Here is a 24,112-nt window from a genome sequence, read left to right as displayed (position 1 = left end):
GACAAGCCGTGCATTCGCGGCGCGAGCGCGAGTCGGGTGCGAGTCGGATGACCGATGCAACGCGCGCCAGCGTGCCCGTACGTTGAGGCTGACTTCTCGACCGGGAACAACGGAGGCGCCGCAGCATGCAGGCCACTGGACACCGGGGCAGCCGCGACCGTGCCCTGCACGCGGAGCATCTCCGCGTCGGCCCCCTCGCGCTCGTCGCGCTGGGCGGGGCCATCGGGACAGGGCTCAGGCTGGCTCTCACGGCAGTCCTGCCGGGTGGCGGTCCTCTGCCTCTCGCGGTCATCGTCATCAATCTGAGCGGCGCCTTCGCGTTGGGCTGGCTCCTGGAGGCGCTGCGGAGCCCGGAACCGGAGTCGCCGACCCGCATGGCTGCCCGCCTGGGGATCGGGACCGGCGTCCTCGGGGGTTACACGACGTACAGCGCGTTCGCCGTCGGCACCGACGGACTTCTCGCGATGAGCGATCCCGTCCCGGGGCTGCTGCTGAGCCTCGCCACCGTCGTCGGCGGAATCGTCGCGGCCTGGTGCGGATCCCGCGCGGCCCTGCTGCTTCGCCGCAGGGAGCGGGACGCATGAGCTGGCTGTTCCTCGCGACGACCGTGGCCGGCGGTGCCGGGGCGGCGGCACGGTTCGTCGTGGACGGATGGGTGACCCGGGCATCTTCGGCGAAGGTCCCCGTGGGAACCGTCGTGATCAACGTGACGGGCTCGTTCGCCCTCGGGATCATCGCGATGATCGCCGCGGAGGGCCTGCTGCCCCCGCCGGCGCAGACGATCGCCGCGTCCGGGTTTCTCGCGGGGTACACGACGTTCAGCACCGCCAGCGCGCAGACGTCGGACCTCGTGGCAGAAGGCAGGCACGGAGCGGCCGCGTTGTACAGCGGCGGCATGTTCGCCGGTTCGCTGGTGGCCGCCGCGATCGGAATGTGGTGCGCGTCGCTGCTCGGCTGAGCAGGCGCGTCGAGAGAGGTGGATGTCATGGACGGAATGCGAGCGATCGGGTTCGAGAGGTTCGGCGGTCCCGAGGTGCTGCGGGAGATCGTGCACCCCGTGCCCGAGCCGACGCCGGACGAGGTGCGCATCCGCGTCACCGCAGCGACGGTGAACCCCGGCGATGTGTATCAGCGCAAGGGACACGTCCCCTCCCTCCGGCACGCCCCGCCGTGGATGGTGGGAATGGAGGCGGCGGGGATCGTCGAGGCCGTCGGCCCGCTCGCGTCGGAGCGGTTCTCGGTCGGAGACCGCGTCATCGCGCACGTCAACCCGGTGGATCCGCGCGGCGCAGCCTACGGGGAGTTCGCCGTCGCCTCCGCGGACCGTGTGATCCCGGCGCCGAGCGGGGCGTCCGACGCCGAATCCGCCACCCTGCCGATGAACGGTATGACGGCGTGGCTCCTCGTCGAGGCGCTCCGCCTGCCGCCGGGTGGCGTCCTGGCCGTCATCGGCGCCGCCGGAGCGGTCGGCGGCTACGTCATCCAGCTGGCCCGTGCGGTCGGTCACACCGTGATCGCCGACGCGGCGGCAGGCGACGAGGAGCTCGTACGTTCGCTCGGCGCAGACGTCGTCTTCCCACGGGGCCGGGACGCGGGTGCCCAGATCCTTCGTGCCGCGGGCGGACAGGTCGACGGGGTCGCCGTCGCCGCGGGGTCCGACCTTGCCGTGTCGGCGGTGAAGCGGGGCGGTGTGGTGGCGACCGCGATCGGAGCGGGGGAGGGCGCTCAGCTCGCTCGGGCACAGGCGAACGGCATCCGTGTGGTTCCGGTTCGGGTGGACCTCGCGCCCGCGCCTGCGCCGATGCTGCAAGGTCTTCGGGATCTCGCGGAGGCCGGGGCTCTCACGTTGCGCGTCGCGGACGAGCTTCCCGCCGCCGAGGCGCCCGCAGCCCATCGGCGACTGGAGGCCGGTGGGCTGCGGGGTCGACAGGTGCTGCGCTTCTGACGCGGGGCGCTGTCAGGCCGCTGCGGGGCCCGAGCCGGGGAGCTCGCACGCGCCGTCCGGACCGCATGCCCCGTCGGCGGAGTCCCCCAAGGCGGTGAGCTTCGGCGCCTTGTCGGTCCATGACCGCATGAGCGCCTCGGAGAACACCTCGGTGGGCTGAGCACCGGAGATTCCGTAGGTCCGGTCCACGACGAAGAAGGGGACGCCGGTGATGCCCAGGGCAGCAGCGTCGGCCTCTTCTGCGCGCACGTCGTCGGCGTACGCCGTGGGATCGGCGAGGACGGCCTGCACCTCGTCGGCATCGAGCCCCACCCCAATGGCCAGCGCCGCTTGACGGGCTGCGTCGTAGACGCTGCTCTCCGTTGCGAAGTTCGCCGCGTAGAGCGCATCGAGCAGTTCGTCACGGCGTCCGTGCGCGCCGGCGAGGTGCAGCAGTCGGTGCAGATCGAAGGTGTTCCCGTGATCGCGTCCCTCGACCGCGTACGCGAGCCCTTCCTCCCGCGCGAGCGCGGCGAGGTTCTCCTCGGCGGCCCGCGCCTGGGCAGGCGTCATGCCGTACTTCTGCGCGTGCTCGGGTGAGGTCGTGGCTGCGGTGTGGCTCAAGCCGGGATCCAGTTCGAACGACCGGTGGATGACGTCGACCTGGGAGCGCTGCGGGAACGCGGCCAGGGTGCGGGCGAACCTCGCCTTGCCGATGTAACACCAGGGGCACGAGATGTCCGACCATATCTCCACCGTGATGCGGGGGAGGTCCTTCATCGCTCAGGGGTTCTTTCATCGTCCACGACAGCGGGGGTCGGCGGCTCAAGCCGGCGGGCGGGAACACGCATGCCGTCCAGCAGGAGGCCGATCACTCGGCGCCAGCCGTCGGGGCCGGCGTCCACTCCCAGGCAGTGGTCCGTCTCGAGCGCGGCCCGTGTGGACAGGATGACGTCCTGCCACGTGACATCCGGGCGCAGCTCGCCGGCGGCGTGGGCGGCGTCCGTCATCTGCCGCACGGCTTCCTGCAGAGCCTGGGTCCGCCGCTGGATCTCGGCGTTCACGGGACGGTCGCAGGCCGCCGTCACCTCGGCGAGCCCGCGGCTGTCGCGATGCGCCTTCGCCAGTTCGAAGACGAACGACGACAGCGCCTCCCACGCATCGGGGATCGCGCGGCATTCGTCGGCGGCATCCAGCACTTCGTCATACAGCGCCAGCACGACGTCGTCCAGCAGAGCCTCTTTCGTGCCGAACCGGCGATACAGGGTGCCGACGCCGACGCCCGCTGCTTGGGCGATGTCCAGCGCCGAGATGTCCAGGCCGCGTTCGGCCACGGCCGTCGTCGCGGCGCTCAGCAGTCGCCGCCGATTCTCGCGCGCGTCAGCGCGCGACCCGCCGGTGGTGTCATTCATCCGCGGTCCAGTTGTCCAGCGGGTCCATCCGGAACCGCGTCAGCTCCAGCGTGTCGATCAGCCACCTGCCGTCGACCTTCCGATACGTCTCGCGATACTGGCCGTAGCCGTTGTGCCCTTCGGGAGCATCGGGTCCGGCGGGAAAGGTCAGCAGGTCCTCCATCGCCCAGATGCCGGACGCCGTGTCGGGACCGGTGATCTCGATCTCCGGCATGTGCCCGTGGTGCACGGACGGAGCGGCGCCCGTGAGGTCGCGGATCGTGTACGCGAAGTGCTGCGGCGACTCCCACGTGATCCCGTCGGTGACGAGCGTGGAATCGGGCGTGAACAACGCGGCGAGGTCATCGTGCTTCTTCTCGTCGACGAAGCGGAAGTACCGCGCCTTGAGAGCCTTGATCTCCTCGATCGCCTCCAGCGCTTCCAGACGCCGGGTGAGATCTTCGAGCTGGTCCATGTCCTTCTCCTCTTTCATAAGCCGTCCTGCGCGGCCATGTGGACGATAACCGTCCGCTTAGAGTGTCTATTCCCGAAACGGACGATATTCGTCCGCTACCGCCTGGCGAGCACCGGGCAGGTGCGATGTACTGGGATGGTGAGCGACGCGCTGCCGCAATCGGCCCTGACCCAGTCGGCGATGAGGCACGTCCGCGCGATCGAGGCGGAGCCGATCTTCAACCACAGTGTTCGCACATTCCTCTACGCCCGCGCCTCGGCCGCCGCTGCCGCTGAGGAGGAGATCGACCTCGAGGCGCTTTTCGTGGCCTGCCTGTTCCATGACGCCGGAACCGCCACCCGCCACGACGGAAGCCAGCGGTTCGAGGTAGAAGGGGCGGACGCCGCGGTGGCCTTCCTCCGGCAGTACGGCTGGGAGCGCGCCCGGATGGATGCGGTCTGGGAGGCGATCGCACTGCACACCTCGCCCGGCATCGCCGAACGTCGCGGTCCGATCGCCCGCTATACGCGACTCGGGGTGCGGGTCGACTTCGGCACCGCCTCCTTGGCGGAACCAGGGTATGCGGCCGCCGTCGAAGCGGAGTACCCCCGGCTGGACGTCGAGCGGACCCTGAGCACCCTCGTCGTGAACCAGGCACTGCACCGGCCGGCGAAGGCGCCAGCGGGTTCCTGGCCTGGCGCCCTGGTCGCGGCGCATCGCGCCGATCCTGGCAACGAGGGACTCAACCCGGCCTTCTGAGGGCGTCAGGGATCCTCTCCGTGGATGGCGACGATCTCGCCGGTCGGAGTGACCGCGAGCTGCTGGCGCGATGTGATGTGCAGCTTTCCGAAGACCTTCGCCAGGTGGTGCTCCACCGTGCGCGAGCTCAGGAACAGACGCGTCGCGATCTCGCCGTTGGTGAGGCCCTCCACGGCCAGCTGGGCGATCTGGGTCTCCTGACCCGTCAGGAGCGCGCGGTCTCCGGCCCACTCCTTGCGTGCTCGCTCTCCGCTGGCTTCGAGCTCCGCCCGTGCGCGCGCGCCGAATCCCGACATCCCCATATCGGTGAATGCCCGGTAGGCCCGTTGCAGGTGCTCGCGCGCCTGAGACTGTCGCCGCCTGCGGCGGAGCCATTCGCCGTAGACCAGTGACGCACGCGCACCGTCGAGCCTGCTGCCGGAGCGTTCGAGTGATTCCAGCGCCGCCACATAGTGATCCTCCGCGGAATCATCGGCGCTCGTCAGGGCCAGAGAGCGCTCATAGACACCGGTACCCCAATCGCTGCCGCTGGCGACCGTCGCCGCCCGCAGCCGCTCGAGATCTTCGCCGGGGTCGACGTCGGGAAGCCGGCTGGCGGCCTCGACGGACTCGACGAGCGCCCAGTTCGTGGCGGAGTGAAGCGGGTTGTGCAGCTCGCTCGCCCTGCTCGCCCACTCGCGCGCGTCCCGGTACCGCCCCCTGCTGTTGTGCAGCAACGCCGCCGCCCAATGCGCCACAGCCACACCACTGCCGTCCGCACGGCCGTGCGCGTCGGCGATGGTGGACTCCACGAGCTTCCGCAGTCGCGCGTCCTCACCCTGCAGCGCGGCAGCCCCGACGGCCCCGGACGGATTCATCCCGCCCCGTGTGGCAGCGGTGATGACCTCCATCTCCCGTACCGCGGCCAGAGCGGCCGGCATGTTGCCGGCGAACAGATGCAGATAGGTGCGCGTGGTCAGTGCGATCGGCAGCTCGGCATAGTCTCCCGCCGCACGCGCCAGTTCCAGATGCCGGGCGGAGACGGCATCCCAAGTCTCCATGTCCCACACCGCGAGGGCCGCGATCGTGGCGTGCCAGAGCCAAGGGAGGTGTTCCCGCTCACCGGGCACCGGCACCCCAAAAGCACCCACCGCCCGTTGCAGCGTGTGCAGGGCGCCAGGGGTCTCGTCGCGGAGAACGGACGCCATGGCATCCAGCAGCGCATACGGCACACGGGGATCGCCGACGAGTCCTGACGCGAGCCATTCCCGGCTGACCAGCCGGACGTCTGTCTCCGACAGCGACGATCCGAACATGGCGGCCGAGAGGGCTTCGAAGTACGCCTCGCGCGCCGCGTCCGGGGCGCGGGGCCGCAGCCGGCGTGCGGCGTCGAGCAGGAGCGGCACGGCCAGTCCGCCCCGCTCCCTCGCGAACTCGACGCGTGCGCGCGTCAACGTGGCCTCGGCGGCGAGAGCCTCATCGAGGTCGCCGTGGAGTGCGTTCTCGACCTCGTCCGCGGCCAGTCGGTAGCGACCACTGGCAAGCTCCGTCTGTGCGAGGCGCAACTGCCACCGTGCGCGCCTTCGCGAGTCGGCGGTGAGGGTGAGCGCTTCGCGCAGAAACGCCGCAGCGGCGATCCCTCCGCCACGGGCACGGGCCCGTTCTCCTGCCTCGGCCAATCCGATCGCCGCAGCCTCGTCGATGCCGGCGGCAGACTGCGCCCGGTGCCACGACAGCAGGTCGGGGTCGCCCCGGCCGGCACTGACCTCCGCGAGCGCCGCGTGCGTGGACCGCACCGCATCCGGGTCGGCTGCCCGGTACACCGCAGAGCGGATGAGCGGATGCCGGAACCGCACGGGCAAGCCGGGGGCGCACAATCCCGCCTCGGCCGCCGGCAGGATCGCATCGGGGTCGATCGCCAGGCGGTCGCTCGCTTCGCCGATCAACTGAGGGTCGGCGGTCGGGTCGGCGGCGGCGACGAGGAGCAGACGGCGGGTCTCGGCGGGCAGAACAGCCACCCTGGCGCGGAACCGCTCCTCCAGCTGGTGCGGCTTGACCGAGCCGTGACGGAGGATGAGGCCGGTCGAGATCTCTGCGCGGGCCAGGACCCGTGCCGCTTCCACCAGCGAGAGCGGGTTGCCGTCGGCTTCATCGAGGATGCGGTTCAACGCGCGAGGATCGATGGGGCCGGGTACGAGCGACGTGAGAAGGGCCTCGGCATCGGCGCGTCCCAGACCCGCGACCGCGAGCCGCGGAAGACCGTCGAATGCGGAGGTGTCGCCGGGCGTGCGCACGGCGAAGACCATCCCGACGGACTCGACCCGAAGCCGGCGTGCGACGAAACCGAGGACGTGGGCCGAGCCCTCATCCAACCATTGCGCGTCGTCGATGACGCACAGGACCGGCTGGGTCCGTGACGCTTCGCCGAGGAGGCTCAGGGTGGCCAGTCCCAGGAGGAACCTGTCGGGGAACGCGCCCTCTCGCATGCCGAACATGATCTCGAGGGCCGCGCGCTGCGGCGCGGGCAGGGACGGAAGGGCCGGCATCAGGGGACGGCACAGCTGGTGCAGCGCCGAGTACGGCAGGCGCATCTCGGACTGGACACCTGTCACCGTCAGCACCTGCATTCCGGCGCTGCGGGAGGTGAGATGGGTGAGCACGGTCGTCTTCCCGACGCCGGCGCCACCGTTGAGGAGAAGGGTCGAGCTCCCACCTTCACGCAGTCGTTCGATCAGGTCGTCGAGTCGACTCCGCTCCTTGTGCCTGTCGAGCACGGCACCAGAGTACTGCCGTTCATCCGGTCCGGATCTCACGGGTCCGTTCATGACACCCGGCCTGCGCTGAGTCGGCGTTCCCGTACCCCGGCCACCGCAACGGCGGCCTGTGCGCCGACCGCGAGGCATCCGACAGCGTACGAAGGCAGCTGGTCGACGACGGGTGCCGCAATCAGAGGCACAGCGACGATCAGGGCGAGGGGGAGGAACCAGGAGGCGGTTCGGCGCAGGGGCACGCCACTTCTGACCGACATGAGTGCCTGGCCGCACAGGATCAGCAGCAGGCCGCTGCAGATCCCGATCCGTGCGGCCGCTGGGGCCGGAGCCGTCGTGGCGTGGTCGATGGCCGAGTTGAAACCGGCGGCCAGCAGCAGCAGCCCGAGGACCAGGAGCAGGTGGGCCAGGAGGATGACGTCGCGCACGTACTCGGGGGCCGCGCGGGAGGTCGAGCGTCGCGCTGCGTATGGGCCGAGCATGAAGTAGTTCACCCAGACCACACATGTCGTCACGAACGCCGCCGCGGCCGCGAACCACACCGGCGCGGGGCTCGCCGGCTCCAGCGCGGTCACCGTCTCAGCGATGCAGTCGCCCAGCAGGATGAGCACGAACAGCCCGGCCCGCTCCGTCAAGTGGCCGGCGTTGTGGGCGACGGAGGGAAGGCCGGTCACCACGATGGACACCTCGACGGCGACCAGGATCACCCACGCGGCCGGCATGAGGACAGGTGGCAGCGCGAGTGTCACCAGCCACAGCAGTGCCAGAACCGGCCCGAAGACGAACGGCGTCCAGAGCGTCCGCCGCACGGGCGTCCGCGACCACAACGGCCACAGTGCGGTTCGTGCCGCGACGTAGCCGATCACGAAGAGTCGCGGATCCCAAACCGCGGGGTCGCCGAAGGAGATCGCGATGACACCGAGCCCCGCCATCGCGATCAGCACCAGCGTGACCTCCATGCCATTGCGCGCAGCCAGCTGGTTCATGAGCAGCAGCTGGTTGAGCCAGCACAGCCAGATCGCGACGGTCAGGCCGGCCACGGCCAGATAGTCGGCGACCGCCGCGCCGGATTCCACCCGCACCGACAGCTGCTGGATGACGACGACGAAGACCAGGTCGTAGAACAGTTCCAGCGGCGACACGCGAGGAAGGCCTGGTCGGCGGATCGTTGACATCGCGGGCTCCCTCTCTGGACGCAGGATGCCGCGGATCGGGCGCAGCAGCGTCCGTGGAACGACTCGACGAGGGGCGCCGGTCGGCCGGCATCGCCGGTCGGGTGAATTGACTCATGCAGTCGGCAGCCCGCGCACGCATGCTGACGGCATGACTCAGACATGGTTCATCACGGGTTCCTCCCGCGGGCTCGGGCGGGCCCTCACGGTCGCCGCGCTGCGCGCGGGAAACCGCGTCGCCGCGACGGCCCGGCGTCCGGAGCAACTGGATGATCTCGTGACACGGTGGGGCGAGCGCATCCTCCCGCTGCGACTCGACGTGACCGATGCCGCAGATGCGCGCCGGACTGTCCAGGAGGCGGCCGCCGCCCTCGGCGGGCTCGATGTCATCGTGAACAACGCGGGGTATGCCAATGTGGCGCCCATCGAGACGGCCGATGACGCCGATGTGCGGGAGCAGTTCGAGACGAATTTCTGGGGGGTCTACAACGTCTCGAAGGCGGCGCTGCCCATCCTGCGTCTGCAAGGCCGCGGGCTCTTCATCCAAGTGTCATCGATCGGCGGACGCGTCGGCGGTTCCCCCGGCATCGGCTCGTACCAGGCCGCGAAGTTCGCCATCGACGGGTTCAGCCGCGTCCTTCGAGTGGAGGCTGCGCCGTTCGGCGTCAAGGTGCTGGTCGTGGAGCCTTCCGGGTTCCGCACCGACTGGGCGGGAGCATCCATGACGGTCTTCGACGTCCCGGAGGCGTACCAGCAGACCGTCGGCGCGATGCACACGCGGGTTCGGAACACGGCGTCGGGTCCGGCGGGCGACCCTGAGCGCGCGGCGGAGATCCTCGTTCAAGTGGCTGCGCGAGACGACATCCCCGACAACCTGCCCCTCGGAGTCAACGCCTCGGAGTTCGCGATCGCGCAGGACCGCCGGCTGCTGAACTCGGACAGCCTGTGGGCGTCCGTCAGCCGCTCCGCGGACTACGATCAGCCCTACCCCGGGGAGTACCCCGCGGCAGGTGCATCCTCCGCAGTCGACTGAGTCCGGCGCGGGCCGTACATCTCGTGCGGCGGGCGCGCGGGCGTTCGTGGAGTCACATCGGCATCACGAGTGGGTCTGGGTCCACTCGACCACCTGCAGGCCGCGAAAGCGGTAGCTTGCGAACCCGAGCACCGTCTGCGTGGGCGACCCCCGCAAGGCGAGCGCGATCGTCTGCTGCGCGAGCACCGTCGAATCGTCCACCGCCAACCAGTCCACGGTGGTGTGACGGACGACGAAGGTCGAGTTGATGTCGGCGATCATCGCCAGCACGGCTCGCAGCCCCTTCACCGTGTGGCTGGCGCTGGCACGGTAGATCAGAGCCTCGTCGAGGAACGGGACGAGATCCCGCACGCACCCCTCATTGAGGACCGTGATGAGGTCACGCACGACCAGCTCGAGCTCCAGGCGCCGGATGCCGGAAGCGACAGCATCGTAGGAGGTGCTCATGAGAAGGTTTCCTTCCGTCCGGGGGAGAGGGGGGAGTCTGACGCCGAGTGCGCCTGCGGCCGCCTCCCGAGCCTGCGTCGGGTCATCAGCGGCGAGGCGAGCAGCACCCCCACGCCGGCGACGGAGAGTGCGCCGCAGACGACGATGGGCGTGACCGCCCCGACCCCGAGGCGATTCTGTGTCGCGAGGAGGCTGATCGCCGCGCCGACGACGCTGACGCCGAACAGCTGCCCGATCTGTTTCGCGGAGGACATCATGGCGGCGCCGGACGCGGCACGAGCCGCCGGCAGCTCGGACACCGCGGCGACGTTGACGGGATCGTTGAGAAGGCCGAAGCCCACGCCGAACAGCGCGAGGGGCACGGTGACGAACCACACCGGCAGGCCGTCGACGAGCGAGAAGAGCACTCCGGCCGCGGCGATCGCCCACCCGGCGGCGGCCACGGCGCCGCGGGTGCGGCCTGCTGCCACGAGTCGTCCCGACAGCGGGCCGGCCACGATGACCGCGACGGCCAGGGGAAGAGTGACGAACCCGGCCTCGGTGGCGCTCAGGCCGCGAACCGACTGCACGAACGTCGTATTCGCGAACAGCAGCCCCGCGAAGGCGAAGAAGGAGAGGAAGGCCGCGCCGAACGAGGCGCTGAAGACCCGGTCGCCGAACACGTGGATGTCCACAAGAGGCTCATCGCGTCGGAGCTCCCACGCGACGAGCGCGACCCCGCACAGCAGACCGATCGCCGCCGCGATGAGGGTGGAGCCGGTCACACCGTCCACCGGCACGCGGATCACCGCGAAGGCGATCGGGCCCAGGAAGCCCATGACCAGCAGCTGCGCCACCGGATCCAGGGCTCTGGGATGTGCCCGACGGGATTCGGGGACGAACAGCGCCGTCAGTGCGACCGCCGAGACGCCCAGCGGCACATTGACCCAGAACACCGACCGCCACCCGAGAGCATCCACGAGCGGTCCGCCGATGAGCGGACCCAGTGCAATCCCGATCCCGCTGACCGCCCCCCACCAGCCGATCGCGCGGGCACGTCGCCCGGGTTCCGTGAACACGGCGCTGATGATCGCCAGAGCCACGGGCGTCATCATCGCGCCGCCTGCGCCCTGCACGGCGCGCAGCGCGATCAGCATCCCCTCGTCCGCGGCGAGCCCCGCTCCGGCGGAGGCGGTCGTGAAGGTGAGGAGTCCGATGGTGAAGACACGCTTCCGCCCGAACCGGTCGGCAAGAGACCCCGCCAGCAGCAGCAGACTGCCGAGCGTGAGAACGTAGGCGCCCACGATCCATTGCAGGCTCTGCACCGAAGCGCCCAGCCGGATCGCGATGTCGGGGAGCGCGACGTTCACGATCGTGTTGTCGATCGACACCAGCAGCAGCGCCAGACAGCAGATGAGGAGCACGAGTCGGGGGCGCACGGCGGCGTGCCGCGGCGCTGCGCTCATGCCGCGGCACCTGCCGGCTGGCGCGACGGCTGGACCACGACGGTGTTCCCCCACGGATCGCCGACGGTGCGTCTGTCGTCGAAGGCCGTCGGGATCTGCGTGGGAGACAGCGGTGCCTCCAGCGCGCCGGGCCCGCCGACCATGACGGCGAGCGTTCCGCCTGCCAGATCCAGCACCGCGATCCGCAAGTCGCCCAGTCTTCCCTTCGCCACGATCCGGGCCCCTGTCGCTGCTCGCCACCAGCGCAGTGCGGATCTCAGCTCGGGCACCCGCAGCACCGGGTTGCCGGACTCGGACAGCAGGCCGGCCCACAGCTGCGCCTGCGGATCCGATTCGCCGATGTGCATGTCGCTCTCCTTCCTGCCTGCAGGATGCCGCGCAGGCGCACGCGCGATCATCAGTCGGATGACTCGCTTTGCGCACGACGCGAGCCCCGGCGATTCGCGACCGCCCCGCGCAGCCAGCTAGCCTGGTCGCGTGCTCGACAGGCACTCAGAGCGAGCCCGGCTCGATGACCTCCTCGGCGACGTTCGCGCCGGTCGCAGCTCGACGCTGCTTCTCAATGGCGCGGCCGGGGTCGGCAAGACGGTTCTTCTGCGTTACCTCACCGACGGGGCGGACGGACTTCACATCGTCTCGACGACCGGCATACAGTCCGAGGTCACGTTGGCGTATGCGGCGCTGCACCAGCTGTGCCGCCCGCTGATGGACTTCGTCTCCGACCTGCCGGTGCCGCAGCGGGAGGCGCTGCGCACCGTCTTCGGCGAGGTGCCTGGCCCCAGCCCCGACAGGTTGCTGGTGAGCCTGGCGACCTTGAGCCTGCTCTCACGGGCCGCCGAGGAACGACCGTTGCTGTGCGTCGTGGACGATGCGCAGTGGCTGGATGCTCTGTCGGCCCAGGTTCTGGGATTCGTCGCTCGCCGCCTGGAGGCCGAACCGATCGGGATGGTCTTCGCCGCTCGGGCGGAGGAACCTCTGGCGTGGGCCGACGGGCTGTCTCATCTCGGAGTCGGCGGTTTCGCGACTTCGGACGCGCGCGACCTGCTGCGATCCCTCGTCCCCGGTACCGTCCACCCCCGCGCCCTCGAGCGGATCGTGGACGAGTCGGAGGGAAACCCGCTGGTGATCGTGGAAGCGGCCCGTGCCATGCGGCCCGCCGAGATCGCGACCGGGATCATGCTGTCTTCGCGCCCCTCCCGGCCGAGCGAGCTGGAAGCCCACTTCGCTCGCCAGGTGGCGGGACTGCCATCCGACACGCGGACGCTGCTTCTGGTCGCCGCGGCAGAGCCGTTCGCCGACGCCGCCGCCATCGAGCGCGCCGCAGCGCACCTGGGCGTCGCGCCGGAGGCAGCCCTCGCGGCGGCCGAGATCGGACTGTGCGACCCGGGTGGCGGCGTGCGTTTCCGTCATCCGCTGGTGCGCGCGGCCGTCTACCGCAGCGCGTCGCCGAGCTCGGTGCGAGACGCCCATTCTGCGCTGGCCGCCACCTACGATCCCGGCGGAGACCGCGTGCTGCTGGCCTGGCATCGTGCGCTCGCAGCGACGCACGCCGACGAGGAGGCAGCGGCCGAGCTGGCATCGGCGGCGGAGCGGACGCTGTCGCGCGGGGGACCGGCGACCGCGGCAGAGTTGCTGCGACGGGCGCGGGCGATCACCGACGATGCAGAATTGCGAGACCGGTGGGCGCTGCTGACGGCGCTGGCGGAGTTGCTGGCGGGTCAGTTCGACAACGCCAGACGCGAGCTCACCGAGCTGCGGGGAAGACCCGTGAACGAGCGGGTGCGCGCGGAGGCCAAGCTCATCGGCGCCCGGGTGGAGTTCGCCCGCATCCGAGGCGGTGCGACCGTCTCCCTGTTCCTGGATGCGGCGAGCGATCTGCTGCACGTGGACGTGCCGGCGGCGCAGGAGGCGTTCTTCCACGCCATGTCGGCGTCGCTCTTCGCCGGTGTGCTGGCAGCGGACGCAGGCCTTCGCGACGTCGCCGCCCAGTGGCAGTCGGCGGGTATCGACGCCGGGGACGAACCTTCCCGACTGATGAGCGCGCTCGTCTGCGTCATTGATCGCGGCGACGCGGGGGCGTGGGCCGAGCTCAGTGACTCGCTCGCACGCTACCGCGGGGCCGCCGCCCTCGGCGACGCGCCCGACAGGCTGTGGCTCGCGTGCGTCGCCGCGGCGGCGGCATGGGATCTGGGGACCTGGGACGCGCTTTCGGCACGCCACGTGGACATGGCGCGAGAACGGGGCGACTTCAGCGAGCTGCCCATCGCGCTCAGCTCACGGACGTTCGTGTCGCTCTTCAGCGGCCAGCTCGGCGCCGCCTCGGACGCGGTGATGGAGATGGCGACGATCACGGCGGCCACGGGGGAGGTGGTCAGCCCGTACGGTGCGATCGGTCTGGCGGCATTGCGCGGCGACGCGGAGGCGCTGGCCGCGCTCGCCCAGCAGGTGGCCGACGCGGCCCAGCGACGCAGCGAGGGCACAGGAGTGGCGATCGCGCACTGGGGCTCGGCCGTGATCCACAACGGTCGCGGTCAGTACGGGCGCGCCGCCGAGTACGCGAGGCGCGCCGTACAGCTGCATCATTCGCTGCACGCGACCAGCGGGTGGGCGATGGCGGAACTGGTGGAGGCGGCCGTGCGCTCGGGCGACCGCGAGGAAGCCGAAGCGGTGACCGCTCGGTTCGCCGCTGTGGCGCAGGCCTCCGGGACGGCATGGGCTCAGGGCGTCCACCACCGCCTGCGTGCGCTGGTGGCGGAAGACGACGCCGCCGAGCCGCTCTTCGTCGAAGCGGTCAGCCTCCTCGCCGACACCGCCGCCCGGTTCGATCTGGCGCGGACCGAACTCGTCTACGGTGAGTGGCTGCGTCGGCGCAGGCGGCTGTCAGACGCACGCGTGCACCTGTCGACCGCGCACGAGTCGTTCCTCGCGATGGGCGCAGACGCCTTCGGTGCACGAGCTCTCGCCGAGTTGCGCGCCGCGGGAGCGACGACGCGCCCGGTCCCCGCGACACCGCAGACGCTCACGCCGCAGGAATCGCAGATCGCCCGCCTGGCAGGACAGGGGCTGACCAACGCCGAGATCGCCGCGCGCCTGTTCCTGAGTCCGCGGACGGTGGAGTACCACCTGTCGAAGGTCTTCATGAAGCTCGAGATCAGCTCCCGTCGCCAACTGCGCGGGCTCGGGCTGCGCGGTGGCGTCGTCGCCGATCCGAGCTGACGGCGGGACCTCGCCCCGGGCGTCCACCGGGGGTTCTACGGATGGTGCTACGGATTCGCCGCGGGCCCATCGAGACCAAGCTCGACAGCACAACCCGCCCGAGGGAGCCCGACGATGGAATCGATGTCGAAGGCGGCCCACTCCGCCTCTGTGGATCGACACGCGCACCCGGCGCTGCCGGCCCTGTTCTCCCAGTCCACGCGCGCACCGGCTGATCCGACGCCTCCCGCGCCTTCGGTTCCCGCGCCTTCGATGGCCGCGCGCATCACGACGCGACGAGCGGTGCGCGGTCCACTCGAGCTGATCGGGCGGGAGCACGAGATGGCCGAGCTGCTGGGGTTCGCCGCGCGCACCGCTCACAGCGGGGGCGCCATCCAGGTCACGGGCGACGCGGGGATCGGCAAGACCGCACTCCTGGACGAATTCGCCGCGCGCCTGGCCGATCAGGGCGATGCGGTGGTCCTGCAAGCCAGCGGCATCGAGTTCGAGACGGAGCTCAGCTTCGGTGGCCTTCACCAGATGATGCTGCCCGCCGTCCACACGCTCGGCCTGCTCGACGCGCGACATCAGGACGCGCTGGCCACCGCGCTGGGAATGGGAGCGGGCGATCCGCCCACCGATCTCATGCTGACGACCGCTCTCGTCCAGTGGGTCCAATCGCTCAGCGCGGAACGGCCGGTGATGATGATCTTCGACGACTTCCAATGGGCGGATGCCGCGACCGCCCGCGTTCTCAGCATCCTCGCCCGACGGCTGCAGGCCTCGCGCGCCGGTCTCATCCTCTCCGAGCGCCGGGAAGACGCCGCCGTCCTCGGTCGCACGAGTCTGGAGCGTCTCATCGTGGGCCCCCTCAGCCCGCCTGATGCCTATGCCCTGTCGGTCGCATCGTCACCGGATCTTCACCCTGCGGTCCGCGGCCACGTGATCGACCTCGCCGGAGGCAACCCGCTGGCACTGATCGAGCTGCCGCGGGGCCTCTCGGCGGGACAGGTGAGCGGTGCCGAGTCCGTGCCGGACGCGATCCCGATGACGGAACGTCTGCAGGGGCTCTTCGCGGAACGGGTGGGCAGCCTCTCGTCGGCAACCCGTGAACTGCTGCTGCTGGCAGCCCTGGACAGCGGCAGGGGCGGTGCCTTCGGGGTGCTGGTCGCGCTCGCCGCCGATGCGCTGGCCGACGCGGAGACGTCCGGGCTGGTGACGTTCGACCGCGCGCGTCAGCAGCTGCACTTCCGCCATCCGCTAACTCGCGCGGCGATCGTCGAGTTGAGCTCGGCGGACGAGCGTCGCGCAGCGCACGCTCTGCTCGCCGATGCGAGCACCGACCGCTACGACCGCGCGCTGCACCGTGGGGACGCCGTGCTCGGGTTCGACGACGAGGTGGCGCGTGAACTCGACGCGGCGGCGCTCATGGCCCTGCAGCGTGGTGACGTCGTGCGGTCCTCCGCCATCATGGTGCGCGCGGCCGAACTCACCCTCGATGCCCGGGAGCGCGCGCGACGCCTCGCCGAAGCGGCATACCTCGGTTCCCACGTCGCCGGCACGCTGGCCAGTGCCCACGCGATGCTGCACCGGGCGCGACTGGCGAATCCGGATGCCGCGAGCACCCTGCACAGCGCCACGGCCGCCGCGTCGCACCTGGCCAACAGCGACGGCGGGGTGGACGCCGCACATCGCATGCTCACCGCGGCTCTGGACGCCACCCCTCCCGATCAGCTCGACAGCCGGACTCTCGAGGCGGCGGCGACCACACTGCAGTTCATCTGCACGTTCGCCGGTCGTGATGAGCTGTGGGTCTCTCTCGACGCGTTCACCCAGCGGTACGGTTCGCGCCTGCCACGGGCGCTGGTGGTCGCCGCTCGCACCTTCGGCGATCCCGCCCGGGCGACCCCGGAAGACCTCGCCGAGCTCGACCGGCTGACGGACGCCGTCGCCGTCGGCAGCCACCCGCTGGAGGTGATGCAGGTCGCCATCGCGGGGCACTATGTCGACCGGATGCCCCGCGAAGCCATCGCGCGCGCGGTCGCGGACGCGCGATCGGGTGGTGCGCTGGCGACCAGCGCGACAGGCCTCATCCTGCTCGCCGTCGACGCGTACTTCGCGGGGCGATGGGACGAGGCGGCCGCGCTCGCCGAGGAGTGCATCGCCGTCTGCGAGGACCACAACCTGCGGGCGATCCAGTGCGGCGGGATGAATCCGCGGATGCTGGTGGCAGCGAGCCGAGGAGACGGCCCGTATCTGGAGGCGGCGTACGAGCGCATGCAGTCCTGGGCGATGCCCCGCGGCGCGCGGGCGGTGTCGACATTCACGGCGAACATCGACGGGCTTCTCGCTCTCGGCGAAGGGCGCTTCAGCGACGCCTGCGCGGCGTATGCGCGGATCGCCGAGCCCGGTGCGTTCCCGCCGCACGAGCAGGTCACGATGTGGAACGTCCTGGACGTCGTCGAGGCGCTGCTCGGCGCCGGGCGAGACGAAGAGGCGCGTCGGCATCTCTCAGCCGCACGAGCCGCCGGACTGGACCGCATCTCGGAGCGGCTTCGCTTCCTGTGCGACGCCGCCGCCGCGCTCGTGGCCGAGCCCGACCAGGCCGACAGCCGTTTCGAGGAGGTGCTGCGTGACCGCGGTGGACACCGCTGGCCGTTCTACCTGGCACGGGTGGAACTGGCTTTCGGCGACCACCTGCGCCGGGAACGCGAGGCCCGTCTGGCGCGCCCTCATCTCGAGCGTGCCGTCGAGCTGTTCGGGGATCTGGGCGCGGTCCCGTGGACCGCGAGGGCACGAGCAGCGCTGCGTGCCACGGGGCGCACGAGACATCGCGGCACTCCGTACGCTCGGGCGGAGCTGACCCCGCAGGAGTCCGAGGTGGCACGGCTGGCCGCGGCCGGCCTGCCCAACAAGGAGATCGCGGAGAGGATGCACCTTTCGGTCAGGACGGTCGGCGGGCACCTCTACCGACTGTTCCCGAAACTCGGTGTCACGAATCGGGCGTCACTGCGCGACGCCCTCACCCGCTACGACCACCACTCGGGCGAGTGAGCCCCGCGGCTAGGGTGTCGGGGCGTTCTGCGAGGGATCGACCGGCCCGCGTCGCCACAGCGCCGTGAGCAGGCCCATCGCCGCCAGGATCGTGGCTGCCGCCGCCAGCGACGCGGCCGGCCAGACGCTGTCGGCGAGGAATCCGCCTGCCCCTCCGCCGGCGAACGCCAGGAGGACCAGCGCGTACACGCCCGCCGGGCGCAGGTGAGGCTCCCCATCTCCCGCCGTGCGAGCGATGAGCGCCCGTCCGAGCAGACTGGCGGTCGACTGCAGGACGAACGTGACCGCCGTGTTGCCGTACAGCATGCCCCGGTCGCGGTGAAAGGCGTTGCCCTGCACCCCCGCAACCGCGCTGACGGCGACCGCCACCCACAGTGCGGGGGCGACCTGGGAGAGGGGGACGAGCGCCGCCACCAGCACCGCCTCCGCCGCGAGGATCAGGGGCGAGTACGGCCGACCCGCGTGGGCGAGCAGGCCCACCACGACGGCGCAGACAGCCGCACCGACGGCGAAGGCGACGATCGACATCAGGACGGCGCCCAGCCTTCGCCCATCCCCGGCGGCGGCGAAGTAGCCCGCGCTCACGATGTTTCCGGACTGCACGGTCGCGAACGACCCGGCGTGCTGAAACGTCCAGGCGTTCATGAGTCCGGCCACAGCCGCGAGGAGGGAGGCTGCCGCCGGCCGCTCCATGAGCGGAGAGGGCGACCGCAGGTTCACGCGCGTGCGCGGCATCCCGTCGTGGATCATCGGGTTCTCCTTCGGTGGATCGACGTCGGCGAGGGGGCGTCGAGACGGAACGGCCCCGAGGCACGCGCCTCGGGGCCGTTTGGTCACTCCGAGATGAACGCGAGGATGTCCTTGTCCAGCGCCTCGCGGTATGCGCCGTAGATGCCGTGCGGCGCGCCGGGGTAGATCTTGAGGGTCCCGTTGCGGACGAGCTGGATCGACTTCTCGGCAGCGTCGGCGACCGGGACGATCTGATCGTCGTCGCCCTGAGCGATCAGCATGGGCACGTCGATGGCGCGCAGGTCGTCGCGCTGGTCCGTCTCGGAGAACGCCTTCACACAGTCGTACGCTGCGGCCAGGTTGACCAGCATGCCCTGCCGCCAGAAGTCGTCCTTCGCGCCCTGCGACACGTCCGCGCCGGGACGGTTGGCGCCGAAGAACGAATCGGACAGATCCTTGTAGAACTGCGACGCATCCTTGAGCAGACCGGCGCGGATGCCGTCGAAGACCTCGATCGGCGTGCCTTCCGGGTTGTCGGCGGACCGCACCATGATCGGCGGGACGGCGCCGGCGGTCACCACCTTCACCACGCGGCCCTTGCCGTGCTGGGCCGCGTACCGCACGACCTCGCCGCCGCCGGTGGAGTGCCCCACGACGATCAGGTCGCGCAGGTCGAGATGCTCGACGAGCTCCGCCAGGTCGCGCGCGTACTGGTCCATGTTGTTGCCCTCGTACGTCTTCGACGAGCGGCCGTGGCCGCGGCGGTCGTGGGCGATGGTGCGGTAACCGGCATCGGCGAAGAGCTTCAGCTCGACCTGCCAGGCGTCGGAGCTGAGCGGCCAGCCGTGGCTGAACAGGATCGGCTGACCGCTGCCCTGGTCCGTGTAATAGATCTCGGTTCCGTCGGAGGTGGTGATGTACGGCATCGGAGTGCCCCTTCTGCATCTGTCTGATCGACCGTCTGTCTGATGGGTCGGACGCCGGACCGGTCGGGCTCCGCCGCCGAGACCCACTGTGACCAGCGGGCCGCGTCGGTGAATGGGTCAAACGACTCGACTGGGGGCGCGCGGGGGAGGCGCGTCATGTGACGCAAGCCGAGCGGGAGAGCCCGCGCCCAGACTGAGACCCGATCTCGAGAAGGAGGCCCCTGATGAAGCGAGCAACGGTCACTCACGTGGGTGGCACCCCGGACGCGCGCCCCGCGGTGAGCTCGCGGCTGCTCGCCGAGGCGGCAGGCACGTTCGTCCTCGTCTTCGGTGTCGTGGGGGCGGCGCTCTTGGCAGCCGCCTTCGACGACGGTCGAGGGGGTCTGAACGTCGGATTCCTCGGCGTGGCCTTCGCGCTCGGCCTCAGCGTCGTCGTCGGCGCCTTCGCTTTCGCGAACGTGTCGGGAGCGCACTTCAATCCGGCGGTCACCGTCGGGCTGGCCGTCGCGGGCCGATTCCCCTGGCGGCTCGTGGGGTGGTACGTCATCGCTCAGCTGAGCGGGGGGCTCGCCGCCTCCACGCTGGTGGCGGCGGTGGCCGCCGGCGGACCCGGCGACCTCCTCGCCGGCGCGCGGGCGTCGGGCTTCGCGTCCACCGGATGGGGCGAGCTGTCTCCTGGCCACTTCTCGTTGCTCTCGGCCGCGCTCATCGAGGTGGCCGCGACATGCGTCTTCGTGTGGGTCGTGCTGGGCGTCACGTCGCCCGGCGCGCCCGGTGCGCTCGCCCCGCTGGCCATCGGCCTCACGCTGACGCTGGTCGCGCTGGTGGCCATCCCGGTATCCAACGGATCCTTCAACCCCGCCCGCTCGTTCGCCACGGCCGTCTGGGGCGGAGGCGTCGCGATGGCGCAGCTATGGATGTCGCTTGCCGCCCCCACCGTGGGCGCCCTGGTGGCCGGCGCGACCTTCCGCCCGCTGTTCGGCCGGCGTCTCAGGAACTGACGGTCGAGTCATCCGCCTCATGCACGGCCGCGCGGCCACTGGTCGCATGGAGTGAGCACCGTCGCCACGCAGAAAGGAAATGTCATGGACACCACGGACGTCACGCCCCCGCACCACGAGACGCCGGAGTTCGGAAATCCCGACCTTCCGCCGGAGGGCGTGGGCAACACGCAAGGCGATCCGGCGAGCACGACCATGACGGGTCCTCGGAACCCGGCCATCGAGGGTCAGTTCCCCAGCACCATCACGCCGCCGGCGACCGACATCAGCACCCAGCCGTTCTTCTGGTCGTCCTTCAACATCTCGCCGCGACGGATCCAGCGCGGAGGTTGGGCTCGGGAGGTGACCCAGTCGGACTTCGCCATCTCGGATGAGATCGCCGGGGTCAACATGTACCTCGAAGCCGGCGGCATCCGGGAGCTGCACTGGCATCAGACCGCCGAGTGGGCGTTGATGACCCGGGGCGGTTGCCGCGTCACGACCCTCAGCCGCGAGGGACTGCCGAGCGTGGAGGACGTCTTCGCGGGTGACCTCTGGTTCTTCCCGGCCGGCCTGCCGCATTCGCTGCAGGGTCTCGGGCCGGACGGCGCGGAGTTCGTGCTCGCGTTCGACGACGGCGAGCAGTCCGAGAGCAACACCCTCCTGCTCACCGATTGGTTCGCACACACGCCCCCGGAGGTGCTGGCCAAGAACTTCCAGGTGGCGCAGGAGGTCTTCCGCGACATCCCGCTGCACAATCTCTGGATCTTCCCGGGCGAGGTGCCGGGCGACCTCGAAGCCGATCAGCTCGCCGCGGGCGTGCAGTGGGGCGGCACAGAGCCGGTGATCTTCCGCCTGTCGCAGACCACGCCCGTCCACGAGAACAGCGGGGGCAGGATCCAGGTGGCCGACAGCCGCAACTTTCCCGCGAGCAGAACGGTCGCGGCGGCGCTCACGACCATCGAGCCGGGGGGCATGCGTGAGCTCCACTGGCATCCGAACGCCGACGAATGGCAGTACTTCCTGCAGGGCTCCGCCCGGATGACCGTCTTCAACACCGGCCCCCACGCCAACACCATGGACTTCACCGCCGGCGACGTCGGCCTGGTGCGGCGCAACCTGGGGCACTACGTCGAGAACACCGGCGACGGTCCGCTCGTCTACCTCGAGACGTTCCGCAGCGACCATTACGAAGAGGTCTCGCTCGCCAACTGGCTCGCTCACCTGCCTCCCCAGCTCGTCTCCCAGCACCTGAACATCCCCGTGGATGTGCTGGCCACCTTTCCGCGCGGAACGCAGGGCATCGTTCCGCTTCCCTGACCGGCCCGGCCGAGCCGGAGGCGTCGGGCTTCCGCCCCGGCTCGGCCGAGTGCCCCTGATCGCCCCAGAACCCACCCAGGAGGTCATCATGTCATCGCCCCGCATCGCCGCGCCGCGGAGCACGCGCGTCGTCTTCGCGCTCCTCGCCGTGGCCGCGGCGACCTTCGCCGCACTGCAGTCGCTCATCACCCCCGCACTGCCGACCATTCAAGAGGATCTCGGTGCGACGCAAGCCGGCATCTCGTGGGTGCTCATCTCGTGGCTGCTGTCGGCTTCGGTCGCCACACCGATCCTGGGCAGGGTCGGTGACATCATCGGCAAGGACCGGACGCTGTTCGTCGTGCTGGCGGCGATCGCCGTGGGCAGCCTGGTGGCTGCGCTCGCTCCCTCCTTGGCGGTCCTCATCGCGGGGCGGGTGATCCAGGGATTGGGCGGGGCGATCTATCCTGTCGCCTTCGGCATCATCCGGGACGAGTACACGCGCGAGCGGGTACCGAGCGCGGTGGGAGCGATGTCGAGTGTGATCGCCGTGGGCGGCGGCATCGGCACGGTTCTCGCCGGGCCGATCGTCTCGTTCCTCGGCTGGCGCTGGCTGTTCGGAATCCCGCTGATCGTCGTCACCGTGGTCGCCCTCCTCAGCTGGCGGTTCACACCGCCATCGCCGGTGCCGGCCGGGGGCCGGATCAATTGGCTCGCTTCGGTGCTGCTGGCCTCCTGGCTGGTCGCCCTGCTGCTCCCGGTGAGTGTGGGCTCGCAGTGGGGATGGACGTCGCCTCTGACGCTCGGGCTGCTCGCGCTCGCCGCCGTTCTGCTCGTGGTCTGGGTCGTCTACGAGTCCCGCTCGCGCAACCCACTCATCGACATGCGCATGATGCGGCGCCGCGCGGTCTGGGCGACCAACGCGGTGGCGCTCCTGTTCGGCGCGGCGATGTTCTCGGTCATCACGTTCCTGCCGCAGGTGCTGCAGACCCCCACGGCCACCGGGTACGGCTTCGGCACGTCCGTGACCGTCGCGGGTCTGCTGATCCTCCCGTTGCTGGCGGCGATGGCCGTCGGCGGGCTCGTGAGCGGTCCGATCCATCACGCCATCGGATTCCGCATGCAGCTCGTCCTGGGCTCGGGACTGCTGGCCGCCGGAACGCTCGGCTTCGCGCTGTGGAACGCTGCCGCGTGGGAGGTCGCCGTGTCGGGCGCCGTCTTCGGTCTAGGACTGGGACTGGCGTACGCAGCGATGACCAGCGTCATCGTGCAGGCTGTGCCGCCCTCGCAGACGGGCGTGGCGACCGGAGTCAACACGAACGTGCGGAACATCGGCGGCGCCATCGGAACAGCGGTCTTCACCGGCATCATCACGAGCACTGCTGGCGCCTCCGGCTATCCCACCGCCGGCGGCTATTCCGTGGCGTTCCTCATGCTGACCGCCTTCGGACTGCTCGGGTTGATCGTGGCTCTGGTGATCCCACGCTCGCTCACACCGGTGCGCCGGACGTCGTCCGGTTCCGGACCGCAGACGGGGGAGGAGCGGGTGGTGACCGCCCCCGTGAACGTGTGGAGTGCCGCCGACGACGACTGGCAGTGAACCGATCGGTGCGCCGTCGCATGTTGCGAAACCTGAAGCGCGCACTTTGAGTCTGGAGGTGAGTGTAGGTTAGGCTCCCCTAACGTGACCTCCGATGGCAGCCCCGCACCGCCCACGCACGAACTGCGAGGCGACGCGCTCGCTCTGAGCTACGGCCGTACGCGCGTCGTCCACGAGGTCTCGCTCCACCTGCGTCCCGGAATCGTCACCGCGCTGATCGGTCCGAACGGGAGCGGAAAGTCGACCGCGCTGCGCGCGCTGGCACGCCTGCACCGGATCGACGCGGGATCGGTCCACGTCCACGACGCCGCCGGGCGCCGGGACGCGGCATCGCTCAGCGCGAAGGAGTTCGCCCGCACCGTTGCGATGCTCTCGCAGTCGCGTCCGCACCCGTCGGGTCTCGAGGTACGCGACGTCGTGGCGTTCGGTCGTCACCCGCACCGCAGCCGGTTCTCGGGACTCACCGACGCCGACCGCGACGCGATCGAGCGCGCGCTCGCTCTCACCGGCCTCGCCGCCATGCGTCACCGGCCGGTCGACGAGCTGTCGGGCGGCGAGCTGCAGCGCGTCTGGCTCGCGACCGCACTGGCCCAGGGCACCGGCATCCTGCTGCTCGACGAGCCCACCAACCACCTCGACCTGCGGTACCAGGTCGAGACGCTCGACCTGGTGTGCGACCTCGCCGACCACGGAACCGCCGTCGGCGTGGTGCTGCACGACCTCGACCACGCGGCATCCATCGCCGATGACGTCGTGCTCATGCGCGCGGGCCGCGTGCACGCCGCCGGTGCCCCTGCCGAGGTGCTCACGGCGGAGAACCTCACGGAGGTGTACGGGTTCCGCATCGACACCGCCGTCGATGATGCGACCGGCCGCGTCCGCGTGATCCCACGCGGACGCCACCACGAGCGCATCCGCCGACCCCAAGTCGTTCCCGCCTGAACCGTCCGTCCCACA

21 protein-coding genes are annotated in these 24,112 nt (G+C 70.6%); 11 read left to right on the top strand and 10 right to left on the bottom strand.

The features are described from left to right. Positions 1-125 precede the first annotated feature (125 nt). The 3 genes from C9992_RS05740 to C9992_RS05730 are packed head-to-tail and all read left to right on the top strand — an operon-like array spanning position 126 to position 1,945. A complete protein-coding gene (locus tag C9992_RS05740; RefSeq protein ID WP_106814535.1) occupies positions 126-584 on the top strand; it encodes a fluoride efflux transporter FluC in 459 nt (152 codons plus the stop codon). Further along, positions 581-958 (top strand): fluoride efflux transporter FluC, encoded by a 378-nt coding sequence (locus C9992_RS05735; RefSeq protein WP_106814534.1) that lies wholly within the window; start codon positions 581-583, stop codon positions 956-958. The genes C9992_RS05740 and C9992_RS05735 overlap by 4 nt, the downstream gene beginning before the upstream one ends. Positions 959-985: 27 nt before the next feature. Beyond that, positions 986-1,945, top strand: a complete 960-nt coding sequence (locus C9992_RS05730) for an NADP-dependent oxidoreductase (RefSeq protein WP_200826222.1) — start codon at positions 986-988, stop codon at positions 1,943-1,945. 12 nt (positions 1,946-1,957) lie between these two features. Here the strand turns inward: C9992_RS05730 and C9992_RS05725 are convergent, their stop codons facing one another. The 3 genes from C9992_RS05725 to C9992_RS05715 are packed head-to-tail and all read right to left on the bottom strand — an operon-like array spanning position 1,958 to position 3,790. After that, complete coding sequence (locus tag C9992_RS05725; protein ID WP_235008004.1) at positions 1,958-2,704, bottom strand: DsbA family oxidoreductase; 747 nt, start codon at positions 2,702-2,704, stop codon at positions 1,958-1,960. Next, positions 2,701-3,336 (bottom strand): TetR/AcrR family transcriptional regulator, encoded by a 636-nt coding sequence (locus tag C9992_RS05720; protein WP_106814533.1) that lies wholly within the window; start codon positions 3,334-3,336, stop codon positions 2,701-2,703. The genes C9992_RS05725 and C9992_RS05720 overlap by 4 nt, the downstream gene beginning before the upstream one ends. Next, positions 3,329-3,790, bottom strand: coding sequence for a nuclear transport factor 2 family protein (locus tag C9992_RS05715; RefSeq protein ID WP_106814532.1), 462 nt, complete (start codon positions 3,788-3,790; stop codon positions 3,329-3,331). The genes C9992_RS05720 and C9992_RS05715 overlap by 8 nt, the downstream gene beginning before the upstream one ends. A 138-nt stretch (positions 3,791-3,928) precedes the next feature. Between C9992_RS05715 and C9992_RS05710 the strand changes: the two genes are divergently transcribed. Then, positions 3,929-4,528, top strand: coding sequence for an HD domain-containing protein (locus C9992_RS05710; RefSeq protein WP_200826221.1), 600 nt, complete (start codon positions 3,929-3,931; stop codon positions 4,526-4,528). A gap of 5 nt (positions 4,529-4,533) precedes the next feature. On the opposite strand, the gene C9992_RS05705 is transcribed toward C9992_RS05710, so the two are convergent. Continuing rightward, positions 4,534-7,281, bottom strand: a complete 2,748-nt coding sequence (locus C9992_RS05705) for an ATP-binding protein (protein ID WP_160150828.1) — start codon at positions 7,279-7,281, stop codon at positions 4,534-4,536. Between the two features lie 47 nt (positions 7,282-7,328). After that, positions 7,329-8,450 carry a low temperature requirement protein A gene (locus C9992_RS05700; protein WP_106814530.1) on the bottom strand — a complete coding sequence of 374 codons (1,122 nt, stop codon included), beginning with the start codon at positions 8,448-8,450 and terminating at the stop codon, positions 7,329-7,331. Between the two features lie 148 nt (positions 8,451-8,598). Between C9992_RS05700 and C9992_RS05695 the strand changes: the two genes are divergently transcribed. Beyond that, positions 8,599-9,480, top strand: a complete 882-nt coding sequence (locus tag C9992_RS05695) for an SDR family NAD(P)-dependent oxidoreductase (RefSeq protein WP_106814529.1) — start codon at positions 8,599-8,601, stop codon at positions 9,478-9,480. 63 nt (positions 9,481-9,543) lie between these two features. Here C9992_RS05695 and C9992_RS05690 read toward each other — a convergent pair whose 3' ends face one another. From C9992_RS05690 to C9992_RS05680, 3 genes are read right to left on the bottom strand one after another with little or no spacing between them, the layout of a single operon-like run. Then, on the bottom strand, positions 9,544-9,927 hold the full coding sequence (locus C9992_RS05690) for a nuclear transport factor 2 family protein (RefSeq protein WP_106814528.1): 384 nt from the start codon (positions 9,925-9,927) through the stop codon (positions 9,544-9,546). Beyond that, the gene (locus C9992_RS05685) at positions 9,924-11,372 is read right to left on the bottom strand and encodes an MFS transporter (RefSeq protein ID WP_106814527.1); all 1,449 of its coding nucleotides are present in this window, start codon (positions 11,370-11,372) and stop codon (positions 9,924-9,926) included. The genes C9992_RS05690 and C9992_RS05685 overlap by 4 nt, the downstream gene beginning before the upstream one ends. Continuing rightward, entirely contained in the window at positions 11,369-11,719 is a 351-nt protein-coding gene (locus tag C9992_RS05680; RefSeq protein WP_106814526.1) for a hypothetical protein, read from the bottom strand. Before C9992_RS05680 ends, C9992_RS05685 begins: the two co-directional genes overlap by 4 nt. 130 nt (positions 11,720-11,849) lie before the next feature. Between C9992_RS05680 and C9992_RS05675 the strand changes: the two genes are divergently transcribed. Both C9992_RS05675 and C9992_RS05670 read left to right on the top strand, forming a co-directional pair. Next, positions 11,850-14,588 carry a helix-turn-helix transcriptional regulator gene (locus C9992_RS05675; protein WP_106814525.1) on the top strand — a complete coding sequence of 913 codons (2,739 nt, stop codon included), beginning with the start codon at positions 11,850-11,852 and terminating at the stop codon, positions 14,586-14,588. 114 nt (positions 14,589-14,702) lie between these two features. Continuing rightward, positions 14,703-17,621 carry an ATP-binding protein gene (locus C9992_RS05670; RefSeq protein WP_106814524.1) on the top strand — a complete coding sequence of 973 codons (2,919 nt, stop codon included), beginning with the start codon at positions 14,703-14,705 and terminating at the stop codon, positions 17,619-17,621. Between the two features lie 9 nt (positions 17,622-17,630). On the opposite strand, the gene C9992_RS05665 is transcribed toward C9992_RS05670, so the two are convergent. Both C9992_RS05665 and C9992_RS05660 read right to left on the bottom strand, forming a co-directional pair. Beyond that, positions 17,631-18,371: a DUF1275 family protein gene (locus C9992_RS05665; protein ID WP_106814523.1), complete on the bottom strand. Its 741-nt coding sequence runs from the start codon at positions 18,369-18,371 to the stop codon at positions 17,631-17,633. 83 nt (positions 18,372-18,454) lie between these two features. Continuing rightward, complete coding sequence (locus C9992_RS05660) at positions 18,455-19,276, bottom strand: alpha/beta fold hydrolase (RefSeq protein WP_106814522.1); 822 nt, start codon at positions 19,274-19,276, stop codon at positions 18,455-18,457. A 224-nt stretch (positions 19,277-19,500) separates the two neighbouring features. Between C9992_RS05660 and C9992_RS05655 the strand changes: the two genes are divergently transcribed. The 4 genes from C9992_RS05655 (at position 19,501) to C9992_RS05640 (ending at position 24,097) form a co-directional block, all read left to right on the top strand. Beyond that, a complete protein-coding gene (locus C9992_RS05655; protein WP_106814521.1) occupies positions 19,501-20,277 on the top strand; it encodes an aquaporin in 777 nt (258 codons plus the stop codon). Positions 20,278-20,361: 84 nt separating this feature from the next. After that, a complete protein-coding gene (locus C9992_RS05650; protein WP_106814520.1) occupies positions 20,362-21,576 on the top strand; it encodes a cupin domain-containing protein in 1,215 nt (404 codons plus the stop codon). Between the two features lie 88 nt (positions 21,577-21,664). After that, positions 21,665-23,155 carry an MFS transporter gene (locus C9992_RS05645; protein WP_106814519.1) on the top strand — a complete coding sequence of 497 codons (1,491 nt, stop codon included), beginning with the start codon at positions 21,665-21,667 and terminating at the stop codon, positions 23,153-23,155. Between the two features lie 84 nt (positions 23,156-23,239). Further along, complete coding sequence (locus tag C9992_RS05640) at positions 23,240-24,097, top strand: ABC transporter ATP-binding protein (protein WP_106814518.1); 858 nt, start codon at positions 23,240-23,242, stop codon at positions 24,095-24,097. Positions 24,098-24,112 lie beyond the last annotated feature (15 nt).

The sequence above is a fragment of the Microbacterium timonense genome, assembly GCF_900292075.1.
In the GTDB taxonomy this organism is placed as follows: domain Bacteria; phylum Actinomycetota; class Actinomycetes; order Actinomycetales; family Microbacteriaceae; genus Microbacterium; species Microbacterium timonense.
Note: the sequence above shows the minus strand (reverse complement) of the source record. Positions and strands in the feature narration are given on the sequence as shown.

Excerpts from the sequence above, each read along its gene's own strand:
- C9992_RS05725 (WP_235008004.1), bottom strand. The coding sequence starts at position 2,704 with ATGAAGGACCTCCCCCGCATCACGGTGGAGATATGGTCGGACATCTCG.
- C9992_RS05735 (WP_106814534.1), top strand. The coding sequence starts at position 581 with ATGAGCTGGCTGTTCCTCGCGACGACCGTGGCCGGCGGTGCCGGGGCG.
- C9992_RS05665 (WP_106814523.1), bottom strand. The coding sequence starts at position 18,371 with ATGATCCACGACGGGATGCCGCGCACGCGCGTGAACCTGCGGTCGCCC.
- C9992_RS05680 (WP_106814526.1), bottom strand. The coding sequence starts at position 11,719 with ATGCACATCGGCGAATCGGATCCGCAGGCGCAGCTGTGGGCCGGCCTG.
- C9992_RS05690 (WP_106814528.1), bottom strand. The coding sequence starts at position 9,927 with ATGAGCACCTCCTACGATGCTGTCGCTTCCGGCATCCGGCGCCTGGAG.
- C9992_RS05685 (WP_106814527.1), bottom strand. The coding sequence starts at position 11,372 with ATGAGCGCAGCGCCGCGGCACGCCGCCGTGCGCCCCCGACTCGTGCTC.
- C9992_RS05645 (WP_106814519.1), top strand. The coding sequence starts at position 21,665 with ATGTCATCGCCCCGCATCGCCGCGCCGCGGAGCACGCGCGTCGTCTTC.
- C9992_RS05740 (WP_106814535.1), top strand. The coding sequence starts at position 126 with ATGCAGGCCACTGGACACCGGGGCAGCCGCGACCGTGCCCTGCACGCG.
- C9992_RS05655 (WP_106814521.1), top strand. The coding sequence starts at position 19,501 with ATGAAGCGAGCAACGGTCACTCACGTGGGTGGCACCCCGGACGCGCGC.
- C9992_RS05720 (WP_106814533.1), bottom strand. The coding sequence starts at position 3,336 with ATGAATGACACCACCGGCGGGTCGCGCGCTGACGCGCGCGAGAATCGG.
- C9992_RS05650 (WP_106814520.1), top strand. The coding sequence starts at position 20,362 with ATGGACACCACGGACGTCACGCCCCCGCACCACGAGACGCCGGAGTTC.
- C9992_RS05670 (WP_106814524.1), top strand. The coding sequence starts at position 14,703 with ATGGAATCGATGTCGAAGGCGGCCCACTCCGCCTCTGTGGATCGACAC.
- C9992_RS05660 (WP_106814522.1), bottom strand. The coding sequence starts at position 19,276 with ATGCCGTACATCACCACCTCCGACGGAACCGAGATCTATTACACGGAC.
- C9992_RS05715 (WP_106814532.1), bottom strand. The coding sequence starts at position 3,790 with ATGGACCAGCTCGAAGATCTCACCCGGCGTCTGGAAGCGCTGGAGGCG.
- C9992_RS05730 (WP_200826222.1), top strand. The coding sequence starts at position 986 with ATGGACGGAATGCGAGCGATCGGGTTCGAGAGGTTCGGCGGTCCCGAG.
- C9992_RS05700 (WP_106814530.1), bottom strand. The coding sequence starts at position 8,450 with ATGTCAACGATCCGCCGACCAGGCCTTCCTCGCGTGTCGCCGCTGGAA.
- C9992_RS05695 (WP_106814529.1), top strand. The coding sequence starts at position 8,599 with ATGACTCAGACATGGTTCATCACGGGTTCCTCCCGCGGGCTCGGGCGG.